General features: G+C 64.3%; 19 protein-coding genes and 1 tRNA gene. 5 read left to right on the top strand and 15 right to left on the bottom strand.

The annotated features are described in order from the left end of the window. Positions 1-2: 2 nt before the first annotated feature. From hcnB to ACMGT0_RS11115, 4 genes are all read right to left on the bottom strand, one after another. Positions 3-1,400 (bottom strand): cyanide-forming glycine dehydrogenase subunit HcnB, encoded by a 1,398-nt coding sequence (gene hcnB, locus ACMGT0_RS11130; RefSeq protein ID WP_416772580.1) that lies wholly within the window; start codon positions 1,398-1,400, stop codon positions 3-5. Next, complete coding sequence (hcnA, locus tag ACMGT0_RS11125; protein ID WP_054059842.1) at positions 1,397-1,711, bottom strand: cyanide-forming glycine dehydrogenase subunit HcnA; 315 nt, start codon at positions 1,709-1,711, stop codon at positions 1,397-1,399. The genes hcnB and hcnA overlap by 4 nt, the downstream gene beginning before the upstream one ends. Positions 1,712-2,028: 317 nt before the next feature. Then, positions 2,029-2,451: a hypothetical protein gene (locus ACMGT0_RS11120; protein ID WP_416772578.1), complete on the bottom strand. Its 423-nt coding sequence runs from the start codon at positions 2,449-2,451 to the stop codon at positions 2,029-2,031. 93 nt (positions 2,452-2,544) lie between these two features. Next, positions 2,545-2,620, bottom strand: a tRNA-Asn gene (locus ACMGT0_RS11115). 243 nt (positions 2,621-2,863) lie between these two features. Between ACMGT0_RS11115 and ACMGT0_RS11110 the strand changes: the two genes are divergently transcribed. Further along, positions 2,864-3,484: a glutathione S-transferase family protein gene (locus ACMGT0_RS11110; protein ID WP_054059839.1), complete on the top strand. Its 621-nt coding sequence runs from the start codon at positions 2,864-2,866 to the stop codon at positions 3,482-3,484. A 225-nt stretch (positions 3,485-3,709) separates the two neighbouring features. On the opposite strand, the gene lepB is transcribed toward ACMGT0_RS11110, so the two are convergent. From lepB to ACMGT0_RS11070, 8 genes are all read right to left on the bottom strand, one after another. Continuing rightward, entirely contained in the window at positions 3,710-4,378 is a 669-nt protein-coding gene (lepB, locus tag ACMGT0_RS11105) for a signal peptidase I (RefSeq protein WP_416772576.1), read from the bottom strand. 212 nt (positions 4,379-4,590) lie between these two features. Beyond that, complete coding sequence (locus ACMGT0_RS11100; protein ID WP_193394223.1) at positions 4,591-5,622, bottom strand: alpha/beta fold hydrolase; 1,032 nt, start codon at positions 5,620-5,622, stop codon at positions 4,591-4,593. Between the two features lie 29 nt (positions 5,623-5,651). Then, positions 5,652-6,398 carry a putative DNA-binding domain-containing protein gene (locus ACMGT0_RS11095; RefSeq protein WP_416772573.1) on the bottom strand — a complete coding sequence of 249 codons (747 nt, stop codon included), beginning with the start codon at positions 6,396-6,398 and terminating at the stop codon, positions 5,652-5,654. Next, positions 6,395-7,246 carry a DUF692 domain-containing protein gene (locus ACMGT0_RS11090; protein ID WP_054057654.1) on the bottom strand — a complete coding sequence of 284 codons (852 nt, stop codon included), beginning with the start codon at positions 7,244-7,246 and terminating at the stop codon, positions 6,395-6,397. The genes ACMGT0_RS11095 and ACMGT0_RS11090 overlap by 4 nt, the downstream gene beginning before the upstream one ends. 83 nt (positions 7,247-7,329) lie before the next feature. Next, entirely contained in the window at positions 7,330-7,596 is a 267-nt protein-coding gene (locus ACMGT0_RS11085; RefSeq protein WP_054057655.1) for a hypothetical protein, read from the bottom strand. A 53-nt stretch (positions 7,597-7,649) separates the two neighbouring features. Next, the gene (locus tag ACMGT0_RS11080; protein WP_054057656.1) at positions 7,650-8,417 is read right to left on the bottom strand and encodes an alpha/beta fold hydrolase; all 768 of its coding nucleotides are present in this window, start codon (positions 8,415-8,417) and stop codon (positions 7,650-7,652) included. Between the two features lie 76 nt (positions 8,418-8,493). After that, positions 8,494-8,931 (bottom strand): DoxX family protein, encoded by a 438-nt coding sequence (locus ACMGT0_RS11075; protein ID WP_054057657.1) that lies wholly within the window; start codon positions 8,929-8,931, stop codon positions 8,494-8,496. Beyond that, complete coding sequence (locus ACMGT0_RS11070) at positions 8,928-9,203, bottom strand: DUF2282 domain-containing protein (RefSeq protein ID WP_017906588.1); 276 nt, start codon at positions 9,201-9,203, stop codon at positions 8,928-8,930. Before ACMGT0_RS11070 ends, ACMGT0_RS11075 begins: the two co-directional genes overlap by 4 nt. A gap of 315 nt (positions 9,204-9,518) precedes the next feature. Here ACMGT0_RS11070 and ACMGT0_RS11065 point away from each other — a divergent pair, with 315 nt between their 5' ends. Genes ACMGT0_RS11065 through ACMGT0_RS11050 form a run of 4 tightly spaced genes read left to right on the top strand, consistent with a single transcriptional unit; the run spans position 9,519 to position 12,537 of the window. Then, on the top strand, positions 9,519-10,739 hold the full coding sequence (locus ACMGT0_RS11065; RefSeq protein ID WP_416773457.1) for a SpoIIE family protein phosphatase: 1,221 nt from the start codon (positions 9,519-9,521) through the stop codon (positions 10,737-10,739). Continuing rightward, positions 10,736-11,305: a SiaB family protein kinase gene (locus ACMGT0_RS11060; protein ID WP_054057658.1), complete on the top strand. Its 570-nt coding sequence runs from the start codon at positions 10,736-10,738 to the stop codon at positions 11,303-11,305. Before ACMGT0_RS11065 ends, ACMGT0_RS11060 begins: the two co-directional genes overlap by 4 nt. A 19-nt stretch (positions 11,306-11,324) precedes the next feature. After that, positions 11,325-11,714 (top strand): DUF1987 domain-containing protein, encoded by a 390-nt coding sequence (locus ACMGT0_RS11055; RefSeq protein ID WP_054057659.1) that lies wholly within the window; start codon positions 11,325-11,327, stop codon positions 11,712-11,714. Between the two features lie 22 nt (positions 11,715-11,736). Next, positions 11,737-12,537: a GGDEF domain-containing protein gene (locus ACMGT0_RS11050; protein WP_416772569.1), complete on the top strand. Its 801-nt coding sequence runs from the start codon at positions 11,737-11,739 to the stop codon at positions 12,535-12,537. Here the strand turns inward: ACMGT0_RS11050 and ACMGT0_RS11045 are convergent, their stop codons facing one another. The 3 genes from ACMGT0_RS11045 to ACMGT0_RS11035 form a co-directional block, all read right to left on the bottom strand. Then, positions 12,538-13,863, bottom strand: a complete 1,326-nt coding sequence (locus tag ACMGT0_RS11045) for an OprD family porin (protein ID WP_054063843.1) — start codon at positions 13,861-13,863, stop codon at positions 12,538-12,540. A 370-nt stretch (positions 13,864-14,233) separates the two neighbouring features. Further along, entirely contained in the window at positions 14,234-15,421 is a 1,188-nt protein-coding gene (cfa, locus tag ACMGT0_RS11040) for a cyclopropane fatty acyl phospholipid synthase (RefSeq protein ID WP_273825005.1), read from the bottom strand. Between the two features lie 337 nt (positions 15,422-15,758). Beyond that, entirely contained in the window at positions 15,759-16,955 is a 1,197-nt protein-coding gene (locus ACMGT0_RS11035; RefSeq protein WP_054057662.1) for an amino acid aminotransferase, read from the bottom strand. Between the last annotated feature and the right edge of the window lie 42 nt (positions 16,956-16,997).

Here is a 16,997-nt window from a genome sequence, read left to right as displayed (position 1 = left end):
GTTCAGGCGTCCTTGCCCAGTTGCTCGAAAGCGGAAAAAGGAATCGGCTCGATAGGAAAACGTGGTCGCAACCAGCCGACGTCGGCACGACCAGTGGCATCACGCAGGCGGTCGCTGCAGTAGCCGACACACATCCGTCCCTGGCAATCGCCCATGCTCACGCGGGTACGCATCTTCAGCGCGGCCATGTCCTGCACGCCCTGGGACAGTGCCAGGTCGATGTCGGCACGGGTGGCGTGTTCACACCGGCAGATCACCGTGTCGGGCCTGGCCAGGTCGATCTGCCGGGTGCCGCGCCGGGTGTAGCGGTCGATACCGGAACGGAACTTGCGGATCTTCGCCAGCCGTTCGAGATAACCCTGGCGCAACGCCAGGGCCGCGTCGGCATCGAGCACATCCCGCTGCATCAGGATGGACACCGCGGCGATCCGTCCGGCCAGCATGGCCGCTTCGCCGCCGCGAATGCCGCCCATGTCGCCGGCCAGGTGAATGTGCGGCTCGCTGCTCTGCTGCCAGACATTGGTCTCGGCGCACAGGTAGCCGTCGGCATTGAAGGCGTGGGCCAGGCCCATCTGCTGGCTGAGCTGGGTGCGTGGGATGAAGCCGTAGCCGACGGCCAGGGTCTGGGCTTCGAGCTGATGCGCCCGTGCCAGGTCCGGTTGCCAATCCTCGGAATACGGCGCCAGGGTCACGTGGGTCAGTTCGTCCTGGCCCCGTGCCTCGACCACGCCCCAGCCGTAGTGCACGGGGATGCCGTGCAGCTTCAGGTAGGCCAGCATGCTCAGGCCATCGAGGAACATCTGCGGCTTGTTCAACAGCACCAGGCTTTCCCGGGCAATGCGGCCAAAGGCGCTGGCTTCGTAGATGCCCGCCACCGGCACACCCGCGGCATGCAGCTGGCAGGCCACCAGTGGCAGCAACGGCCCGGTGCCGGCAATCACGGTCGCGCCCAACGGCTTGACCACGCCACTCTTGATCTGCAACTGCAGACCGCCAAGCAGCATCACCCCAGGCAGGGTCCAGCCGGGAAACGGCACGTTGCGCTCATGGCAGCCGGAGGCCAGCAGCAGTTGCGGATATTCGACCGGATACAGGCATTCATCGGCATCCAGCGCCATCAGCGTCCGTGCGCCCTCGCCGCCGACGATGCGGGTGTTGAGGCGCACATCGACCCGGTCGGCACAGGTGGCGAATTCACCGTGCAGTTTCTCCAGGGTCGAACTGTAGCGCGCCCCCAGGTAGTCGAGATCGACGCCACTGCGCAGGGGCCCACGATAGACCACCCCACCCAGGCGCGAGGCTTCTTCGAACAGTACGCTGGACACCCCATGGCGTGCCAGTTCGATGGCAGCCGACATGCCCGCCGGGCCACCGCCGACGATGACTGGGAGCTGGCTCATAGCACCTCCAGCGCGGCAAAGCGGCTGACGCCGGTTTCGATACGCATGCCGGGTTTGACCAGGGTCTGGCAGGCTCGGCGCTTGAGCCGGCCATCGATCGACACCAGGCAGCTCTGGCACACCCCCATGCCGCAGAAGGCACCGGCCACTTGCCCATGGTCATTGCGCGAAACCTGGCGCAGGCCGACCGACTGCAGCACCGAAAGCACGGTCTCGCCTTCTGCCGCGGGCACATCCTGGCCATTGAGGTGGAGGGTCATATCCGCCCGGGGAAGCGGCTGAATATCGTATTTTCGATCCAGGTTCTGCATGTTCTGCATCATCCATGATTGACGTGAGTGGACGGCCACCCTGAGCCCGGCACTTCCTGGCCCGGCCACGACACACATATGGCGCATCGCGGCCACAGAGTGGTGGTTCGCCGCTGCGCGGGGAACCGATGTCCATCACGTTAAGGGGTTGTCCGGGACAAAACCTTGATCCAGGCCAGTAAAGGTGGGGAAAACCCTACCGGCCGTCAGGGCTGCACAGAGGATTGCAGTCCACAGCAAGTCAGTGCCACAAGCAGGGTTGGCACGCGACTGCCGCTTGCAGAGACGGCAGTCGAGGTATCAAAGCGGCTTGAGTATTACTCGGCGACCGCCTGCAGCAACCACTCGCCATCGCGCTCCACGATCAGGCCGCTGGCCAGCAGCAACGGGCGCAGGCGGACATGCAATTCGGGCTTGACGAATTCCTGCACCCGGGACAGGTCCAGCAGGCCCGGCACTTCCAGCTCGGCCTTGAAGAACGACAGCCAGGCTTTCTTCAGCGCCAGCAGTACGTCGCTCGGGGTGGTCCTGGCGAACTGGCGGTTGACCACCTTGCCCAGCTCGAAGGTGTGCTGGAAGGCATAGCCGGTCTCGACGCCCGAATTCTCCACGCAGCGCAGGCACCGGCACGGACCGTCGGCGAACGCCTGGAGCAGGAAGGCGTTGAAGTCCATCACCGGCTTGAGGGAAAGCCGCTTGTCCACCTGAAACAGATCGTCCTGCTGGGCCATGTCCGCCATGCTGATTTCCTCGACTGTGAGCGACCGCCAGTCGCAGCCGCCTGAATTTCGGGCAAAAAAAAACCTGCATCGCTGCAGGTTTTTTCTTCTATCTGGCTCCACAACCTGGACTCGAACCAGGGACCCAATGATTAACAGTCATTTGCTCTACCAACTGAGCTATTGCGGAATGGCGCCTATGTTACTGATATAAAAAGAGAAGTCAACCCCTGGTCGACAACGGCCGGCCCCTGCCCCACGACGGCCGTGTATCACAGTGTGTCTCCACGGCGTGGCGACACACGTCCTCAAGCATCCAGCGAATGCCGAACACATCCCGGATACATCGACGCGATGAACTATGCCGGTCCCCAGTCCCCCACCGCGGGCGGTCTGGCTACCACAACACCGATTCATCCAGGAGGTCAGCATCATGAGCATCACCCTTTACGGCTTCAGCGGCAGCACCTACGTCCGTACCGTCAGAATGCTTCTCGCCGAAAAAGGCGCGGACTATCGCCAGGTTCCGGTGGACGTCATCCAGGGCGAGCCCCATCACCCCGAGCACCTGCTGCGTCACCCGTTCGGCAAGGTGCCGGTGATCGAGCATGAGGGCTTCAAGGTGATCGAAACCGGCGCCATCACCCACTACCTGAACGAGGTCCTGCCCGGCCCGTCGCTGCTTCCGGACACCGCCCAGGGGCGCGCCCGTGCCAACATGGCGATCGGTATCTACGACGCCTACGGTTACAACGCCCTGGTGGCGGTGGCCGGTTACCACCTGTTCCCCGACTTCATCGGCGGCAGGAACGAAGCGGCTCGCGAGGCCGGTATCGAGAAAGGGCGCCAGGTGCTGCGCGAGCTGATGAAGATCAGGGGCCGGGACCGCTTCATTGCCGGACCGAACGCCTCCCTGGCGGACTTCTACCTGGTGCCGTTCTGCAGCTACATCTCGCAGACCCCGGACGCCGCGCGGCTGTTCGATATCGAGGGCTTTGCCCAATGGTGGGAGCAGGTCCAGGCGCTGCCGAGCTTCCAGGCCACCCAGCCCTGACTCCTGCGCCGGGCCCGCTCAAGGAGCAAGCCTCTTGAGCGGGCCCGCCGTTCCAGCGCCTATCGCCGGCAAGCGGAGCGCCGTCCGGCCATCTCCCGCCCGGAGACCGGGTGGAACACCTGACCGATCTACGACACAACGCCTGCAGGAGCCTGGCTTGCCAGCGAACAGGCCCTCAAGCCTTGCCCAACCCCCGGATTTCCCCCTTCCCACACTCCTGTCCTTTCAGAGAATCCGCTTGCCGGTACGGTCCAGGCGCGGCATCCAGTGGTCGAGGATATCGGCCGAGACCACGATGTGGTGGGCCCGGCCGATCAGCAGGCGGCGTGGCACGAAGCCGATGTAGCGCGAGTCGGCACTGTTGTCGCGATTGTCCCCCAGCATGAAATAACTGTCCGCCGGCACGGTGATCGGGCCGAAATCCCGGGCTGCCGCGACGCCGTGCAGGAACTGCACCCGACGCACGCTGTTGTCCGACGCCTCGGTCACCGACACGCCAGGAATGTCCACACCCTGACCGCTCGGCTCGGCGATCTCCCGGCTATCGCTGTAGCGCGCTGCCACGCCGTTGACGTACAGCACCTCGTTGCGCATCTCCAGCACATCGCCCGGCACGCCAACCAGCCGCTTGATCAGCCGTATGCCGTCCTTGGGCGAGGTGAACGTCACCACGTCGCCGCGCTGCGGATTGCCCAGCGCGGCCAGGGAGATATCGCTCAGGGGCAGCTTGAGGTCGTAGGCCAGCCGATTGACCAGCACCACATCGCCTTCCAGCAGGGTCGGGCGCATCGAGCCCGAGGGAATCGGATTCCAGTCCGCCATGGACGTGCGGAAGATGCCGAAACACAGGAGAAAGATCAGCAGCCCACGGTTATTGACGATCCAGCGTTTCATGGCGACCTCTGAACAGGATGACGTTGCAGAGGTTCTTGTAGCACCCGGCCCCGGGCCGAGCCAAGCGCCTTGTGCAGCGGATCGTCAGTGTTCAGGATCGGTTCAGGCAAGCCGCCCGCATCGCCCATTGACCGAGCACGCGGGCGACTCCAGGCAAACGCCGCCATCGCCCACTCGAGGGCGATGACGGCGACATTGTCCGGCTGGCGGGATCAGGTGCGCCACTTGCCGCCATGCACCAGGTCGGCCACCGCCTCGGCAAAGACCCCGGGCGCCTCCTGGGGCAGGTTATGGCCGACACCGGGAACCTGCCGGTGACTGCGCGGGCCGCTTAAACGTGCTGCGGATGCCTGGCCATCGGTGCCGTCGAGGGTGATGGTCGGCACACTGAGCGCCGGCAGCAGCGCGAGTTTCCGCTCGGCCTCGGCGTAGCTCGGATCACCCTCGGCCAGTCCCATGCGATGCCGATAGGAATGGATGACCACATCGACATAATCCGGGTTGTCGAAAGCCTCGGCTGCCCGTTCGAAGCTCGGCTCGTCGAAATGCCAGGTCGGCGAATGGTTGCGCCAGAGAATTCGGGCGATATCGCGACGATGGGCGGCCAACCCGGCGCGGCCGCGTTCGGTCTGGAAGTAGTGCTGGTACCACAGGCCCCATTCGACTTCGGCCGACAACGGGCTGGCAGCCCTGGCGATGTCCTGGATCAGGTAGCCACTGGTCGACACCAGCCCCACGCAGCGGCTCGGCCGCAGCGCCGCCGCGACGCAGGCCGCACGACCGCCCCAGCCGTAGCCGGCCAGTACTGCCTCGGGGATGTGCAGTTCGTTCATCAGGTCCAGCACATCCTGGCCGAGGGCCGCCTGCTGGCCGGAACGCGGCGTCGCGCTGTCGAGGAAACGGGTGCTGCCGTGCCCGCGCAGGTGCGGCACGATCACCCGGAAACCCTGGGCCGCGAGCAGCGGCGCGACTTCGGCATAGCTGTGGATGTCGTAGGGAAATCCGTGCAGCAGGATTACCGGCCGACCGTTTTCCGGCCCGGTCTCGTGGTAACCGATATCCAGCAGGTCGGTACGCACCTGGCGAATGGGCAGGCGCGCCAGCGGCTTGCTCGACGCTCCGGCACGAGGCGCGGCCTGCCCGGTCGACGCCAGCGCCGGGGCCATGTCGGCCAGGCCGATGGCGGCCGCACCGGCGGCGGCGGACAGCAGGAAGCGACGGCGATTGAACAGAGACTCGGACATGAGGCAGTTCCTTGGCAAAGAGAATGGGGTCAGTCGATCGCGACGATCAGTTCGCTGGCGAGCCAGCCGGCCAGCAGCGCACCCGCCCGGGCCACGCCCTCGGACTCGCCGAGACGCTCGACCAGCCACTGGCACAGGCCGGCGAAACTGCCGTTTGCCTGCACTCGCAGCAGCGCCTGGTACTCCAGGGATTCCAGCGGACGCAGGCGCGAGGTGAATTGCCGACGCCAGACGATCACCCCGCCCGGCTCGGCGAGCATTTCGCTCGCAGGCGGCGGCGTCTCCTCGCACAGCGCCGCCCAGATCGGTTCGGCATTGGTGGTCAGCGCATGGCTCCTGAAAGACGGCGTCAGGCACAGCCGCGCCGTGTCCCAGTCGATGCTCGCCAGCGCCTCCAGTGGCAGGGCCTGGGCATCCTCGGCGACGAAGGCATCGTTGAGCGCCGACTCGATCCAGGCCAGCTCATGCACATCGGGATTGTTTGGAAACAGCTCGACCAGGCTGGCATGGAAGCCCTGCGGGTAGGCATCCAGCGTCCAGGCATGGGGTGGCTGCCGGTCGATATGGGTGATCGCCGCAGCGAGAAACGCCTCGTCACCGATCCACCGGCGCACCTGGGGAAATGACTGCTCCAGGCAACCCACCAATTGCGCCCGGTAGTTGTTCTGGTACACCGCCAGGCCGACTTCCAGGCCCTCGCCGAGACGTCCTGCGGCTTCGTCGGACCCGGTCACCAGCCATTGCCGGAACTGCTGTTGCAATTGCGCCAGGTTCATACCGCCCTCCGCAGGCCGCCACGGGCATTCGCCGCGCCGATGGCACGGGCGATATCCAGTTCCGCCAGCAGCTCGGCCAACGGCGGGATATGGTCGTCGCGCTCGATCATGGTCGCGGCGGTGCCGAAGCGCGCCACCGCCTCGGCATACAGCGCCCAGACCGCCTCACAGACCGGGCTGTCATGGGTGTCGATCAGCAGGTGCTCGCCCTGGCTGTGCCCGGCCAGGTGCATCTGGCGCACGCGGTCGGCGGGCAAGCCGTCGAGAAAGGCCAGGGCATCGAAACCATGGTTGCTGGCACTGACGAAAACATTGTTGACGTCGAGCAGCAGGCCGCAGCCGGTGCGCTCGGCCATCGCGCCGATGAACTCCCATTCGGTCATCGAGGCACCGTCGAAGGCCAGGTAGCTCGACGGATTTTCGAACAGCATGGAACGGCCGAGGGCATCCTGGGCCATGGAAATATTGCGGCAGACGATCTCCAGCGCCTCCTCGGTGTACGGCACCGGCAGCAGATCGTGGGCGTTGAAGTGGCCGATACGCGACCAGCTCAGGTGGTCGGAAACGAACAGCGGGTCGATCTCGTCGACCAGTTGCCGCAAACGACGCAGGTAGTCCGGGTTCAGGCCGTCCGCCGAGCCGATGGACATCGACACGCCGTGCAGCACCACCGGATGCCGCTCGCGGACCTGGCGCAGGATGTGCCGGGGCTGGCCGCCTTCGACCATGAAGTTCTCGGAGATGACTTCGACGAAATCGACCGGAACCTCGGTCTCCAGGAAGTCCCGATAGTGTTCCTTGCGCAGGCCCAGGCCGAAGCCCGAGAAAACAGAAGTGGAAACCGACATCGCAGGTACTCGCTTGAGAGGGAAGCTTGGGTATCCGTGTGGATGCGTGGGGCCACAGGAGTAGCCCCACCACCGGCTTGCGCTTACTTCGGCTCGGTCAGGGTGCCGCCGGCCTTCAGGCACTCGCTCGGGGTTTTCACCACGACGCCCTGCCCCTTGCAGCCGTTCAGGCCCTTGCAGTCGTTCTTGGCGGTGGCGCAGAGGCTTTCGCCCTTGCAGCTGTTGACGCCGTAGCAGCGGCCCGGCTGCTCCTTGTCGGCGGCGCTGGCCGAAACGGTGAAGGAAGCGGACGCCAGGGCGATCAGGGCGGCGGCAGTGGCGAGGCTCAGGCGGGAAGCGGTAGTGGTCATGGTGTCTCTCCAGATAAACAGGGTTGTGGGTGAAGCAATGGGGGTCAGTGGACTTACTTGGCGTTCAACGCGGCTTGCTCGATGACTTTCGCCACCGCCTCAGGCTGCGAGATGTACACGGTGTGGCTGGCCTTGATCTCGGTGACCTTGGAACCGGCACGCTTGTACATCCAGCGCTGCAGGTCGGGGTTCAGGGCCTTGTCGTCGGTGGCGACGATTCCGTAGCTCGGTTTCTTGTGCCAGGCGGCCGCCCAGTTCTGCGTACCGAAGGTCGCGGCAGCGGCCGGTACCTGCGAGGCCGCCAGGAAGTCGGTGCGGTTGGTGGTCTGGTCGGCGGCGAAGTCCTCGCCGAACTTGGCCCGGTCGACGAACAGCAGGCCGTCACGGGTGGCGTGGATGTCATTGCTCGGCGACGGCATGGAGCCGAGCAACTGGCCCAGGGTCTCGCCGACCTCCGGTTGCAACCCGGCGACATAGACCAGTGCCTTGACCTTGTCCCGGTCGCCGGCGATACCGATCACCGCACCGCCGGAACTGTGGCCGACCAGCACCACCGGACCGACCTGCTGGTCGAGGATTTCCCGGGTGGCGGCGACATCGGCATCCAGGCTGGTGGCCGGCTGGTGCACCACGGTGACGTGGTAGCCCTTGTGGATCAGGATGTCGTGCACCACCCGCCAGCCGGAGCCGTCGACGAACGAGCCATGGACGATGACGATGTTCCTGGCACCCGCCGGTGCGGCCGGCTCGGCGGCGGCACTGGCGAACATCGGTGCCGCCAGGGCCAGGGCGCTGAAGGCCAGGATGGGTAACTTGCGCATGCTGCATCTCCTCAAGCCGTCATGGCTTGATGTTGTGGTTGAAAATCTTCAGTTCGAGAGGGCGTCGGACGGCGGGTCAGTTCGAGCCGCGGCGCAACAGCCCATCCAGCGACCACTTGCCGCCGCCGTAGGCGATCAGGGGCAACAACAATCCGGCCCAGGTCAGGTGCGTCGGCCACGCGTCGGGGTAGACGAACACCTCGATCACCGCCGTCATGCCCAGCAGGGCCAGCGCCGCCGGCCGGGTCAGCAACCCCAGCACCAGCAGGATCGGGAACAGGTGCTCGGCATAGGTCGCCAGGTGAGCCGCCAACTCGGGCGAAATCAGCGGCAACGCATACTCCGAACGGAACAGCACGTAGGTCGTCGGTTTGATCGTCAGCAGGCCTTCGACCTTGGTTCGTCCCGACAGGAAGAACACCGAAGCGATCCCGACCCGGGCCACCAGCAGCAACAGGGACTCGGGCAACAGCCGGCCGAGGCCGGCGGTCACCGCGCCGGCACTGCGGCTCATGGTTGCTCCGTCAGGGAACCGAAGCCCTTGGGTGTCTTGATCTGGGTGCAGGTGCCCTTGTCCACCAGGACCCAGGCGTTGCCCTGGTAGTCGGTCTTGGCGGTGCCCGCGCAGGACGTACCGGCACCGGCGGCGCAATCGTTCTGACCGGCCTTGGACACGCCGTAGCATTTTTCCTTGGGGGCCTGGTCATCGGCGGCATGGGCCCCGACCGCGAAGGCGCTGAGGGAAATGGCGAGGGTGGCGGCGAGGGCGGCGTATTTGCTCTTCATGGTGTTCTCCTTGATCAACGATGGGGTGAGCGAATCAGCGGCTCAAGCGGCTGCGCTGTTCGACAGGCAAAGTTAATCGCGGGCGTGTATCCCCTCTGTGTCGCACAACCGGCCAGGGCGTCGCCGGATGTATCAGTCAGCAGTGCGTACACACTGTGATACACAGCCGCGCGGCAGCCGGATCATTCGTTGGCGAATCAGCGGGTTCGGGAGAGCAGACGAGAGATCGTCATACAAGCGTCATATTGGAGCGATAGCGTTGTGCCTTCACTTTGCCCGGCGATTCCCAGCATGCGTGCAGAAAGCTTCTCCTTCATGCGTCCACAACGCTCCCGAGATCACCGTTGTGCCGGAGATCTCTGCCTGCAGATGCCGGCGATAGACGCCAGCAGCACCAACGCCCTGGTGATGGAAACCTTCAGTTCGCAGAAGGAGGTGGCCTGCCTGGCAGTGGTGGAAGAGGCACGGCCCATCGGCCTGATCAATCGCAACATCTTCCTGTCGATGATGAGCAAGCCGTTCCACCGCGAGCTGTACGACAAGAAGAGCTGCATCGCCTTCATGGACAAGGAGCCGCTGATCGTCGACGCCGGCATGAGCATCGAGGAACTGACCTTCAAGACCGTGGAATCCGGGGAAAAGGCCCTCTCCGACGGCTTCATCGTCACCCGCGACGGACGCTTCGCCGGGCTCGGCAGCGGCCTGCAACTGATGGCGGTGGTGGCGGCCATGCAGGCCGAGAAGAACCGCCAGATCATGCAGAGCATCGAGTACGCCAGCGTCATCCAGCGCTCCATGCTGCGCGCCTCGCGGGACACCCTCAAGGCGACCCTGGACGACGCTGTCCTGCTCTGGGAACCCCGGGATGTGGTCGGTGGCGATTTCTATCATTTCTGCGCCTACCCCGATGGCTGGTTCGGCGCGATCGCCGACTGCACCGGCCACGGCGTGCCCGGCGCCTTCATGACCCTGATCGCCTCCTCGTCGCTGACCCAGGCGCTGGCCCGGCTCGGCCCCCGCGACCCCGGTGCACTGCTGGCGGCGGTGAACCGCAGCGTCAAGGAACTGCTCGGCCAGGTGCACAGCAGCGATGGCACACCGGAATCCGATGATGGCCTCGATGCCGCGTTCCTCTGGTTCGACAACGCCAGCCAGACCCTGAGCTTCGCCGGCGCGCGCATGGCGCTGCACGTGCTGCCGCCGGCGGCCGAACAGATGGAAACCCTGGCCGGGCAACGGGTCGGCGTCGGCTACGTGGACAGTGCCATCGACTACCAGTGGCCGGTGAACCGCATCGCGCTGGCGCCGGCCAGCCTGGTGTTCATCGCCACCGACGGCCTCACCGACCAGATCGGCGGCCCGCGCAACATCGCCTTCGGCAGGAGCAAGGCCTTCAACACGATACTGGAGCAGCGCAATCAGCCGGCGACCGTGATCGGCGAAGCCCTGCAACGCACGCTGGCCGATTGGCAGGGAGAGCAGGCCCGGCGTGACGACCTCACCCTTTTCTGTGCGCGTCTTGGAAACGAACCATGATCAATTCGAATGCTGCCCACCCCGACTACCACTTCTTCGATCTGGCCCAACAGCGCAACGTGATCTTCTATCACATGGGCTATTTCTCCCACACCATCGTCAGCGCGATGGCCGAGGTGGTCCGGCTGCAACTGGAGATCTCCGGGGTGAACGGGCCGACGCGGCGCAAGCTGTTCTCGTCCTTCGTCGAACTGTCGCAGAACATCATTCACTACTCCTCCGACTCGCTGCCCGGCGAGCCCGGCGAAGAGTCCGCGCTGCGCCAGGGTGCGGTGTGCATCAGCAGCGAAGGTGACCGCCACCTGATGCTCTGTGCCAACCCCATCGCCAGCGGCGACGTCGAGCGCCTGCGGGAAAAACTCGAGCCGCTGCGCAACATGTCCCTGGAAGAGATCAAGCAGGCCTACAAGGTCACCCTGCGCGCGGAAACCCCGCTGGAAAGCAAGGGCGCGGGCCTGGGTTTCCTGACCATGGCGCGTGACTCGAGCGCACCGCTGGAGTTCGACTTCTACCCAAGGGCAGACGAGCCTGGCACCACGCTGTTCTGCCTCAAAGCAACTATCTGATCAGAGTGACACCATCACCATGGACAATTTCTACATCGAAGCAACCGCCACCTCACCGGAAGTCGACTTTCGTTTCGATCAGAACCTGCTGACGATCAAAGGCGAGTCCTACCCGGAAAATGCCGCCGCCTTCTATGCCCCTGTCCTCCAGCAACTGCGCAGCTACCTCGCCTCCCGCGAGGACACCGTGATCACCACGCACATTGCCCTGGCCTACTTCAACAGCTCCAGCACCAAGATGCTGTTCAGCATCTTCGATGCCCTGGACCAGGCGGCTCAATCGGGCAACGAGATGCAGGTGCACTGGTACCACGACGAGGAAGACGAGACCATTTTCGAGTTCGGCGAAGAACTGAAGGCCGACTTCACCGCGATCGTCTTCAACGACCACGCCACGACCCCCCAATGATTCCCCGACAAGGATGATGAGCATGACCGCTTCAGTCACTCGCGCAGGCGCACAGGCACAGGACGAAGCCGAACCCGACCTGTTCCGCAGCGAAACTGACGCCCTCGAACACGCCCGTTCGATCCTCGCCCTGACTGAGGCCGACGCCACGGTGTACCGGCAGGCGCTCGCCGACCTCACTGTCCACTTCGAGCGCCTGATGCGCGAGACGCGCCGGCTGATCCGCCGCAGCGACCGTGCCGAGCGCGAGATGAACACGCTCAACGCGCAGTTGCAGACCCTGGCACGCCAGCTCGAGTACCGCGCCACCCACGATGCCCTCACCGGTGTGCTGAACCGCGGCGCGGTCATCGACCTGACCGTGCAAGCCCTGCAGAAAACCGGAGCGGTGATGGTGGTGCTGGACATCGATCACTTCAAGCAGATCAACGACGAGTTCGGCCACCCCGCCGGCGATGCGGTGATCCAGGGCATCGTCGGTTGCCTGCGACAGATCGTCGGCAATGCCGGGTTCATTGGCCGGGTGGGTGGCGAGGAGTTCACCGTGCTGATTCCCGGCGGGACGCTCGAAGCCGGCCTGGAACTGGCCGAAAGCCTGCGCCAGACGGTTGCCACGCACGTCTTTGGGGCGCCGGTGAACCGGCAGATCACCGCCAGTTTCGGCGTCAGCGCCAGCCCCATGGGCACCCGCTTCGATTGCGCCTATGGCCGGGCGGATGCCGCCCTGTACCAGGCCAAGCGCACCGGCAGGAACCGTGTGGAAGCGGCGCGGGCGGACACGCCGCCACCGGCCGGAGCAACGCCCTCCTCCCCCGCCGCCTGATCAGAACACCGAGATCGGGTAATCGGCGATCAGCCGCAGCTCGTTGTTGTTGCCCTCGGCCTGGTCGGCGTTGCCGCGATGGAACGACTGGCGCAGGCGCAGGGACAGGTCCTTGGCCGGACCGCCCTGCACCACGTACTTGGCCTCGACATCGGTTTCATGGTGCTCGCCGTCGGCGCCATAGCCATAGGCCCGGTAGGGGCTGTCCGCCGCCATTTTGGTGCCATCGATGTCATCACCGTGGACATAGCGGGTCATGAAGCTCAGGCCCGGCACGCCATAGCTCTGCATGTTCAGGTCATAGCGCGCCTGCCAGGACTTCTCCCCCGGACCGTTGAAGTCCGAGTACTGCACCGAGTTGGCCAGCAGGATCGAGTCGCCGCCGTCGCCGGGGCCGTTGGTGCCGAAGCCGGCATAGTCGAATGGCGTGTCACCATGCACTTTCTGGTAGGCCAGGGTCACCGTGTGAGCGGTCAGGAAGGTGTAGGCGGTAGCGAAGGAGAACGTGGTGTTGTTGATCGCGCCGGCCTTGGCCTGGCCCTCGTCGAGGGTACGGTAGAGGTTGAAGTCGAAGTTCAGCGACTGCCCCGGCGAGAGCGGCAGGGTGTAGTTGGCGTTGGTGTAGTACTGGCGCCAGATGTCTTCGAACTCGGAGCCGTAGAGGGTGAAGTTCAGGTTGTCGCTGACGCTGTACTTGCCGCCCAGGAAGCTGACCGCGTTGGTCGGGACGTTGGCGTAGGTGGCATACAGATCATGGTCGCGGCTGGTGGTGACCACCCCGGTGCCGCTGGTGAAGTGGCCGGCCTCCAGGTCCAGCCCCTTGATCTCGCTGCTCTGCAGGTCGAAGCCGGTAGCGGTTTCCGGGATCAGCCGGGTGCCGCCGGCGGCGAACACCGGCGCGGTCGGCTGCATGTCGCCATAGCGCAGTTCGGTCTTGGAAACCCGCAGCTTGAGCGCACCGCCGGCCTTGGCATAGTCATCCTCGGGAGAACCATCGCGGCCGATCGGCAGGTTGCCGGTGCCTGCGGTACCCGGGCCGCCATCGAGCTTGATGCCCCAGTAGCCGAAGGCATCCACGCCGAAACCGACGGTGCCCTGGGTGAAGCCGGAGCTGTAGTTGCCGAAGATCCCCTGGGTCCAGTCCTTGAGATCGGATTTGCCATCCTTGCGGTCACGGTCGAAATACTGGTTCTTCAGGTGCAGGTTGAGGCTGCTGTCTTCGACGAAGCCCTTGGCGTCACTCTGGTCGGCGATGGCATCGGCCATCGCGACCTGGGCCAGGCCCAGCGATACCGCCAGCGTAAGCAAGTTGATCTTTACCGACATCGTTATTATCCCCTGGTCAATGAAGTTTCACTCTTTTGTTGAAGCGAACGGCAGCGCGCACGCCGTCATCCGCGCGGAGAGTGGAAACGCGAAGCATGGAAAATGGCAGAGAGGCCCGAAGGCCAAGGACAATCTTCAAAAGTACGCAAGCGGGGGATCTGGCCGGGCTTTGTCTGTCGCGCTCCGAAGCACGCCGCTGGGGCGTCCTGGACAGGAACCGGAACATTTCAGAGTGCCGACCAGAGGCCTCTGTTGTTATTTTTCACTGCCGGTTTCTATATATATTTTTCCATTGATTCGAACCATGTTCGAGGCGTTAATTAGCCATGAAAGATTATTCATCGATCATTAACTCGACGCTGCACGGAACTCAGGACACGCGCTGATAACCGCCGATCACGCCCTGTTTCGACAGTACCCACTGCCATAGCTGGATGTCCCTGGCGCGGAACGCCCCGGCGCAGGACAACAGGTAGTAGCGCCACATGCGACGGAAACGCTCGCCCATCTGTGCAGCGAAGCGTGGCCAGGCCGCTTCGAAGTTCTCGTACCAGGCCATCAGGGTCTTGTCGTAATCGGCGCCGAAGTTGTGCAGGTCCTCGACGACGAACAGGCCATCGACGGCATCGCCGATCTGGCCGATGGAAGGCAGGTCGCCGTTGGGGAAGATGTACTTGTCGATCCAGCGGTCGGTGGTGGAATGGCGGCGGTTCTTGCCGATGGTATGCAGCAGGAACAACCCATCGTCCTTGAGGCAGCGCGCGGCGGTTTCCATGTAGACCCGGTGGTTCTTGCGCCCGACATGCTCGAACATGCCGATGCTGACGATATGGTCGAACTGCTCGTCGACATCACGGTAGTCCTGCAGGCGGAATTCCAGCGGCAACCCGGCATAACGCTGCTGCGCCCAAGCGGCCTGGTCCCGGGAAATGGTCACGCCGACGCACTCCACACCATAGTTCTGCGCCGCATAGGACATGAAGCTGCCCCAACCGCAACCGATGTCCAGCACGCGCATGCCCGGCTCCAGGCGCAGCTTGCGGCAGATCAGGTCGAGCTTGGCATTCTGCGCCTCGACCAGGTCTTCGGCTTCGCGCCAGTAGCCGCAGGTGTAGGTCATCCGCGGGTCGAGCATGCTCGCGTAGAAATCACTGCCCAGGTCATAGTGCTGTTCACCGACCTGCCAGGCCCGCTTGCGGTTCTGCAGGTTGAGCAGCCTGACCCGGGCGGCGTGCAACAGCATCGCCATCGGGTTGACTCCATCCGCCAGCCCCGAGCGCAGCAGCCGGGCAAAGAACTCATCCAACTGGTCGGCGTCCCAGTCGCCATCCATGTAGGCCTCGCCCAGCCCCAGGCTGCCTTCGGACAAGGCCCGCTCCGGCACACCCGGTCGATTCAGGCGCATGTCCCAGGGTGCCCGACCGTCCAGGCGCAAGCCGGCCTTGTCGAGCAGCGCTTCGGCCAGTCGATGGGAGCTGCTGGGCGGGGTACGGTCAGGGGAAATATCGGGAGTATCACAGGGCCGGGAGGCTAAAGAATCTTCGCACTTTGACTGCATCGGGAATCCTTACTTCTCAACTTGCACTGGAAGTGGACATCGAGGCCATTGTTCAAACCGTGGACGCAGGCGCTCAGGTTGACTATCGAAGCTCCAGGAAGCTTATGTCCGGGCTCTGGAGCCTGACAAACAAGGATTTGATAAAAGTGCTTTACCGAACTTGTAACAATTTATGAATCCACCGAAGGTGCGGCAGAGAGGCTGATACCTGGGAGTTTGCCGGTAAGGCTTGCCCGCGAAGGGGCCGGCCGGGCGGGAAACGCAAACAGAAAAGCCCGCATCGCTGCGGGCCTTTCCTGCATCCGAAGAGCATGGCGGGAACGGCCCCGCCCCGCGATCAGATCACCTGGACGATGGCCTTGACCACGGTCTCGATGTTGCGCTGGTTCAACGACGCCACACAGATACGGCCGGTATCCAGGGCATAGATGCCGAACTCGCTCTTCAGGCGTGCCACCTGCTCCACGGTCAGACCGGAGTAGGAGAACATGCCGCGCTGACGACCGACGAAGCTGAAGTCACGCTTGGCGCCATGCTGGGCCAGCAGATCGACCATCTGCATGCGCATGTCACGGATGCGATCGCGCATCTCGGCCAGTTCCGCTTCCCACTGGGCACGCAGCTCAGGGTTGTTCAGCACGGTCGCGACGATGGTCGCACCGTGGGTCGGCGGGTTGGAGTAGTTGGTACGGATCACGCGCTTGACCTGGGACAGGACGCGGGCAGTCTCTTCCTTCGATTCGCTGACGATCGACAGCGCCCCGACGCGCTCGCCGTACAGCGAGAACGACTTGGAGAACGAGCTGGAAACGAAGAAGGTCAGGCCCGACTCGGCGAACAGGCGCACGGCGGCGGCGTCCTCGTGGATGCCGGCACCAAAGCCCTGGTAGGCCATGTCCAGGAACGGCACCAGGTCCCGGGACTTGATCACGTTCAGCACGTCCTGCCAGTCGGAGGGGCTCAGGTCGACGCCGGTCGGGTTGTGGCAGCAGGCGTGCAGCACGACGATGGACTTGGCTGGCAGCGCGTTGAGGTCTTCCAGCAGGCCGGCACGGTTCACGCCGTTGCTGGCGGCATCGTAGTAACGATAGTTCTGCACCGGGAAACCGGCGGTTTCGAACAGCGCGCGGTGGTTTTCCCAGCTCGGGTCGCTGATGGCGACGGTGGCGTCCGGTAGCAGTTGCTTGAGGAAATCGGCCCCGATCTTCAGTGCGCCGGTACCACCGACCGCCTGGGTGGTGAGCACGCGACCGGCGGCGATCAGCGGCGAATCCTCGCCGAACAGCAGGGTTTGCACGGCCTTGTCGTAGGCGGCGATGCCGTCGATCGGCAGGTAGCCACGGGAAGCATGCTGAGCCGCGCGCTGGGTCTCGGCTTCGACAACGGCACGCAACAGTGGGATCTTGCCACTTTCGTCACAGTAGACACCCACACCGAGGTTGACCTTGTCGGTACGGGTGTCGGCATTGAATGCTTCGTTGAGGCCCAGGATAGGATCGCGGGGTGCCATTTCGACAGCGGAGAACAGGCTCATTATTGCGGCGGCTCTGAATGGAGGGTGATCGGGGGTGACAAC

It is taken from the genome of Pseudomonas sp. RHF3.3-3 (genome assembly GCF_048069595.1).
Taxonomy (GTDB): domain Bacteria; phylum Pseudomonadota; class Gammaproteobacteria; order Pseudomonadales; family Pseudomonadaceae; genus Aquipseudomonas; species Aquipseudomonas fuscovaginae_B.
The sequence above is the reverse complement of the archived record's forward strand: the minus strand, read 5'-3'. Positions and strand labels throughout refer to the sequence as shown.

Excerpts from the sequence above, each read along its gene's own strand:
- ACMGT0_RS11110 (WP_054059839.1), top strand. The coding sequence starts at position 2,864 with ATGAGCATCACCCTTTACGGCTTCAGCGGCAGCACCTACGTCCGTACC.
- ACMGT0_RS11080 (WP_054057656.1), bottom strand. The coding sequence starts at position 8,417 with ATGCGCAAGTTACCCATCCTGGCCTTCAGCGCCCTGGCCCTGGCGGCA.
- ACMGT0_RS11075 (WP_054057657.1), bottom strand. The coding sequence starts at position 8,931 with ATGAGCCGCAGTGCCGGCGCGGTGACCGCCGGCCTCGGCCGGCTGTTG.
- ACMGT0_RS11065 (WP_416773457.1), top strand. The coding sequence starts at position 9,519 with ATGCGTCCACAACGCTCCCGAGATCACCGTTGTGCCGGAGATCTCTGC.
- ACMGT0_RS11055 (WP_054057659.1), top strand. The coding sequence starts at position 11,325 with ATGGACAATTTCTACATCGAAGCAACCGCCACCTCACCGGAAGTCGAC.
- hcnA (WP_054059842.1), bottom strand. The coding sequence starts at position 1,711 with ATGCAGAACCTGGATCGAAAATACGATATTCAGCCGCTTCCCCGGGCG.
- cfa (WP_273825005.1), bottom strand. The coding sequence starts at position 15,421 with ATGCAGTCAAAGTGCGAAGATTCTTTAGCCTCCCGGCCCTGTGATACT.
- ACMGT0_RS11045 (WP_054063843.1), bottom strand. The coding sequence starts at position 13,863 with ATGTCGGTAAAGATCAACTTGCTTACGCTGGCGGTATCGCTGGGCCTG.
- ACMGT0_RS11060 (WP_054057658.1), top strand. The coding sequence starts at position 10,736 with ATGATCAATTCGAATGCTGCCCACCCCGACTACCACTTCTTCGATCTG.
- hcnB (WP_416772580.1), bottom strand. The coding sequence starts at position 1,400 with ATGAGCCAGCTCCCAGTCATCGTCGGCGGTGGCCCGGCGGGCATGTCG.
- ACMGT0_RS11100 (WP_193394223.1), bottom strand. The coding sequence starts at position 5,622 with ATGTCCGAGTCTCTGTTCAATCGCCGTCGCTTCCTGCTGTCCGCCGCC.
- ACMGT0_RS11090 (WP_054057654.1), bottom strand. The coding sequence starts at position 7,246 with ATGTCGGTTTCCACTTCTGTTTTCTCGGGCTTCGGCCTGGGCCTGCGC.
- ACMGT0_RS11035 (WP_054057662.1), bottom strand. The coding sequence starts at position 16,955 with ATGAGCCTGTTCTCCGCTGTCGAAATGGCACCCCGCGATCCTATCCTG.
- lepB (WP_416772576.1), bottom strand. The coding sequence starts at position 4,378 with ATGAAACGCTGGATCGTCAATAACCGTGGGCTGCTGATCTTTCTCCTG.
- ACMGT0_RS11050 (WP_416772569.1), top strand. The coding sequence starts at position 11,737 with ATGACCGCTTCAGTCACTCGCGCAGGCGCACAGGCACAGGACGAAGCC.
- ACMGT0_RS11120 (WP_416772578.1), bottom strand. The coding sequence starts at position 2,451 with ATGGCGGACATGGCCCAGCAGGACGATCTGTTTCAGGTGGACAAGCGG.
- ACMGT0_RS11095 (WP_416772573.1), bottom strand. The coding sequence starts at position 6,398 with ATGAACCTGGCGCAATTGCAACAGCAGTTCCGGCAATGGCTGGTGACC.
- ACMGT0_RS11085 (WP_054057655.1), bottom strand. The coding sequence starts at position 7,596 with ATGACCACTACCGCTTCCCGCCTGAGCCTCGCCACTGCCGCCGCCCTG.
- ACMGT0_RS11070 (WP_017906588.1), bottom strand. The coding sequence starts at position 9,203 with ATGAAGAGCAAATACGCCGCCCTCGCCGCCACCCTCGCCATTTCCCTC.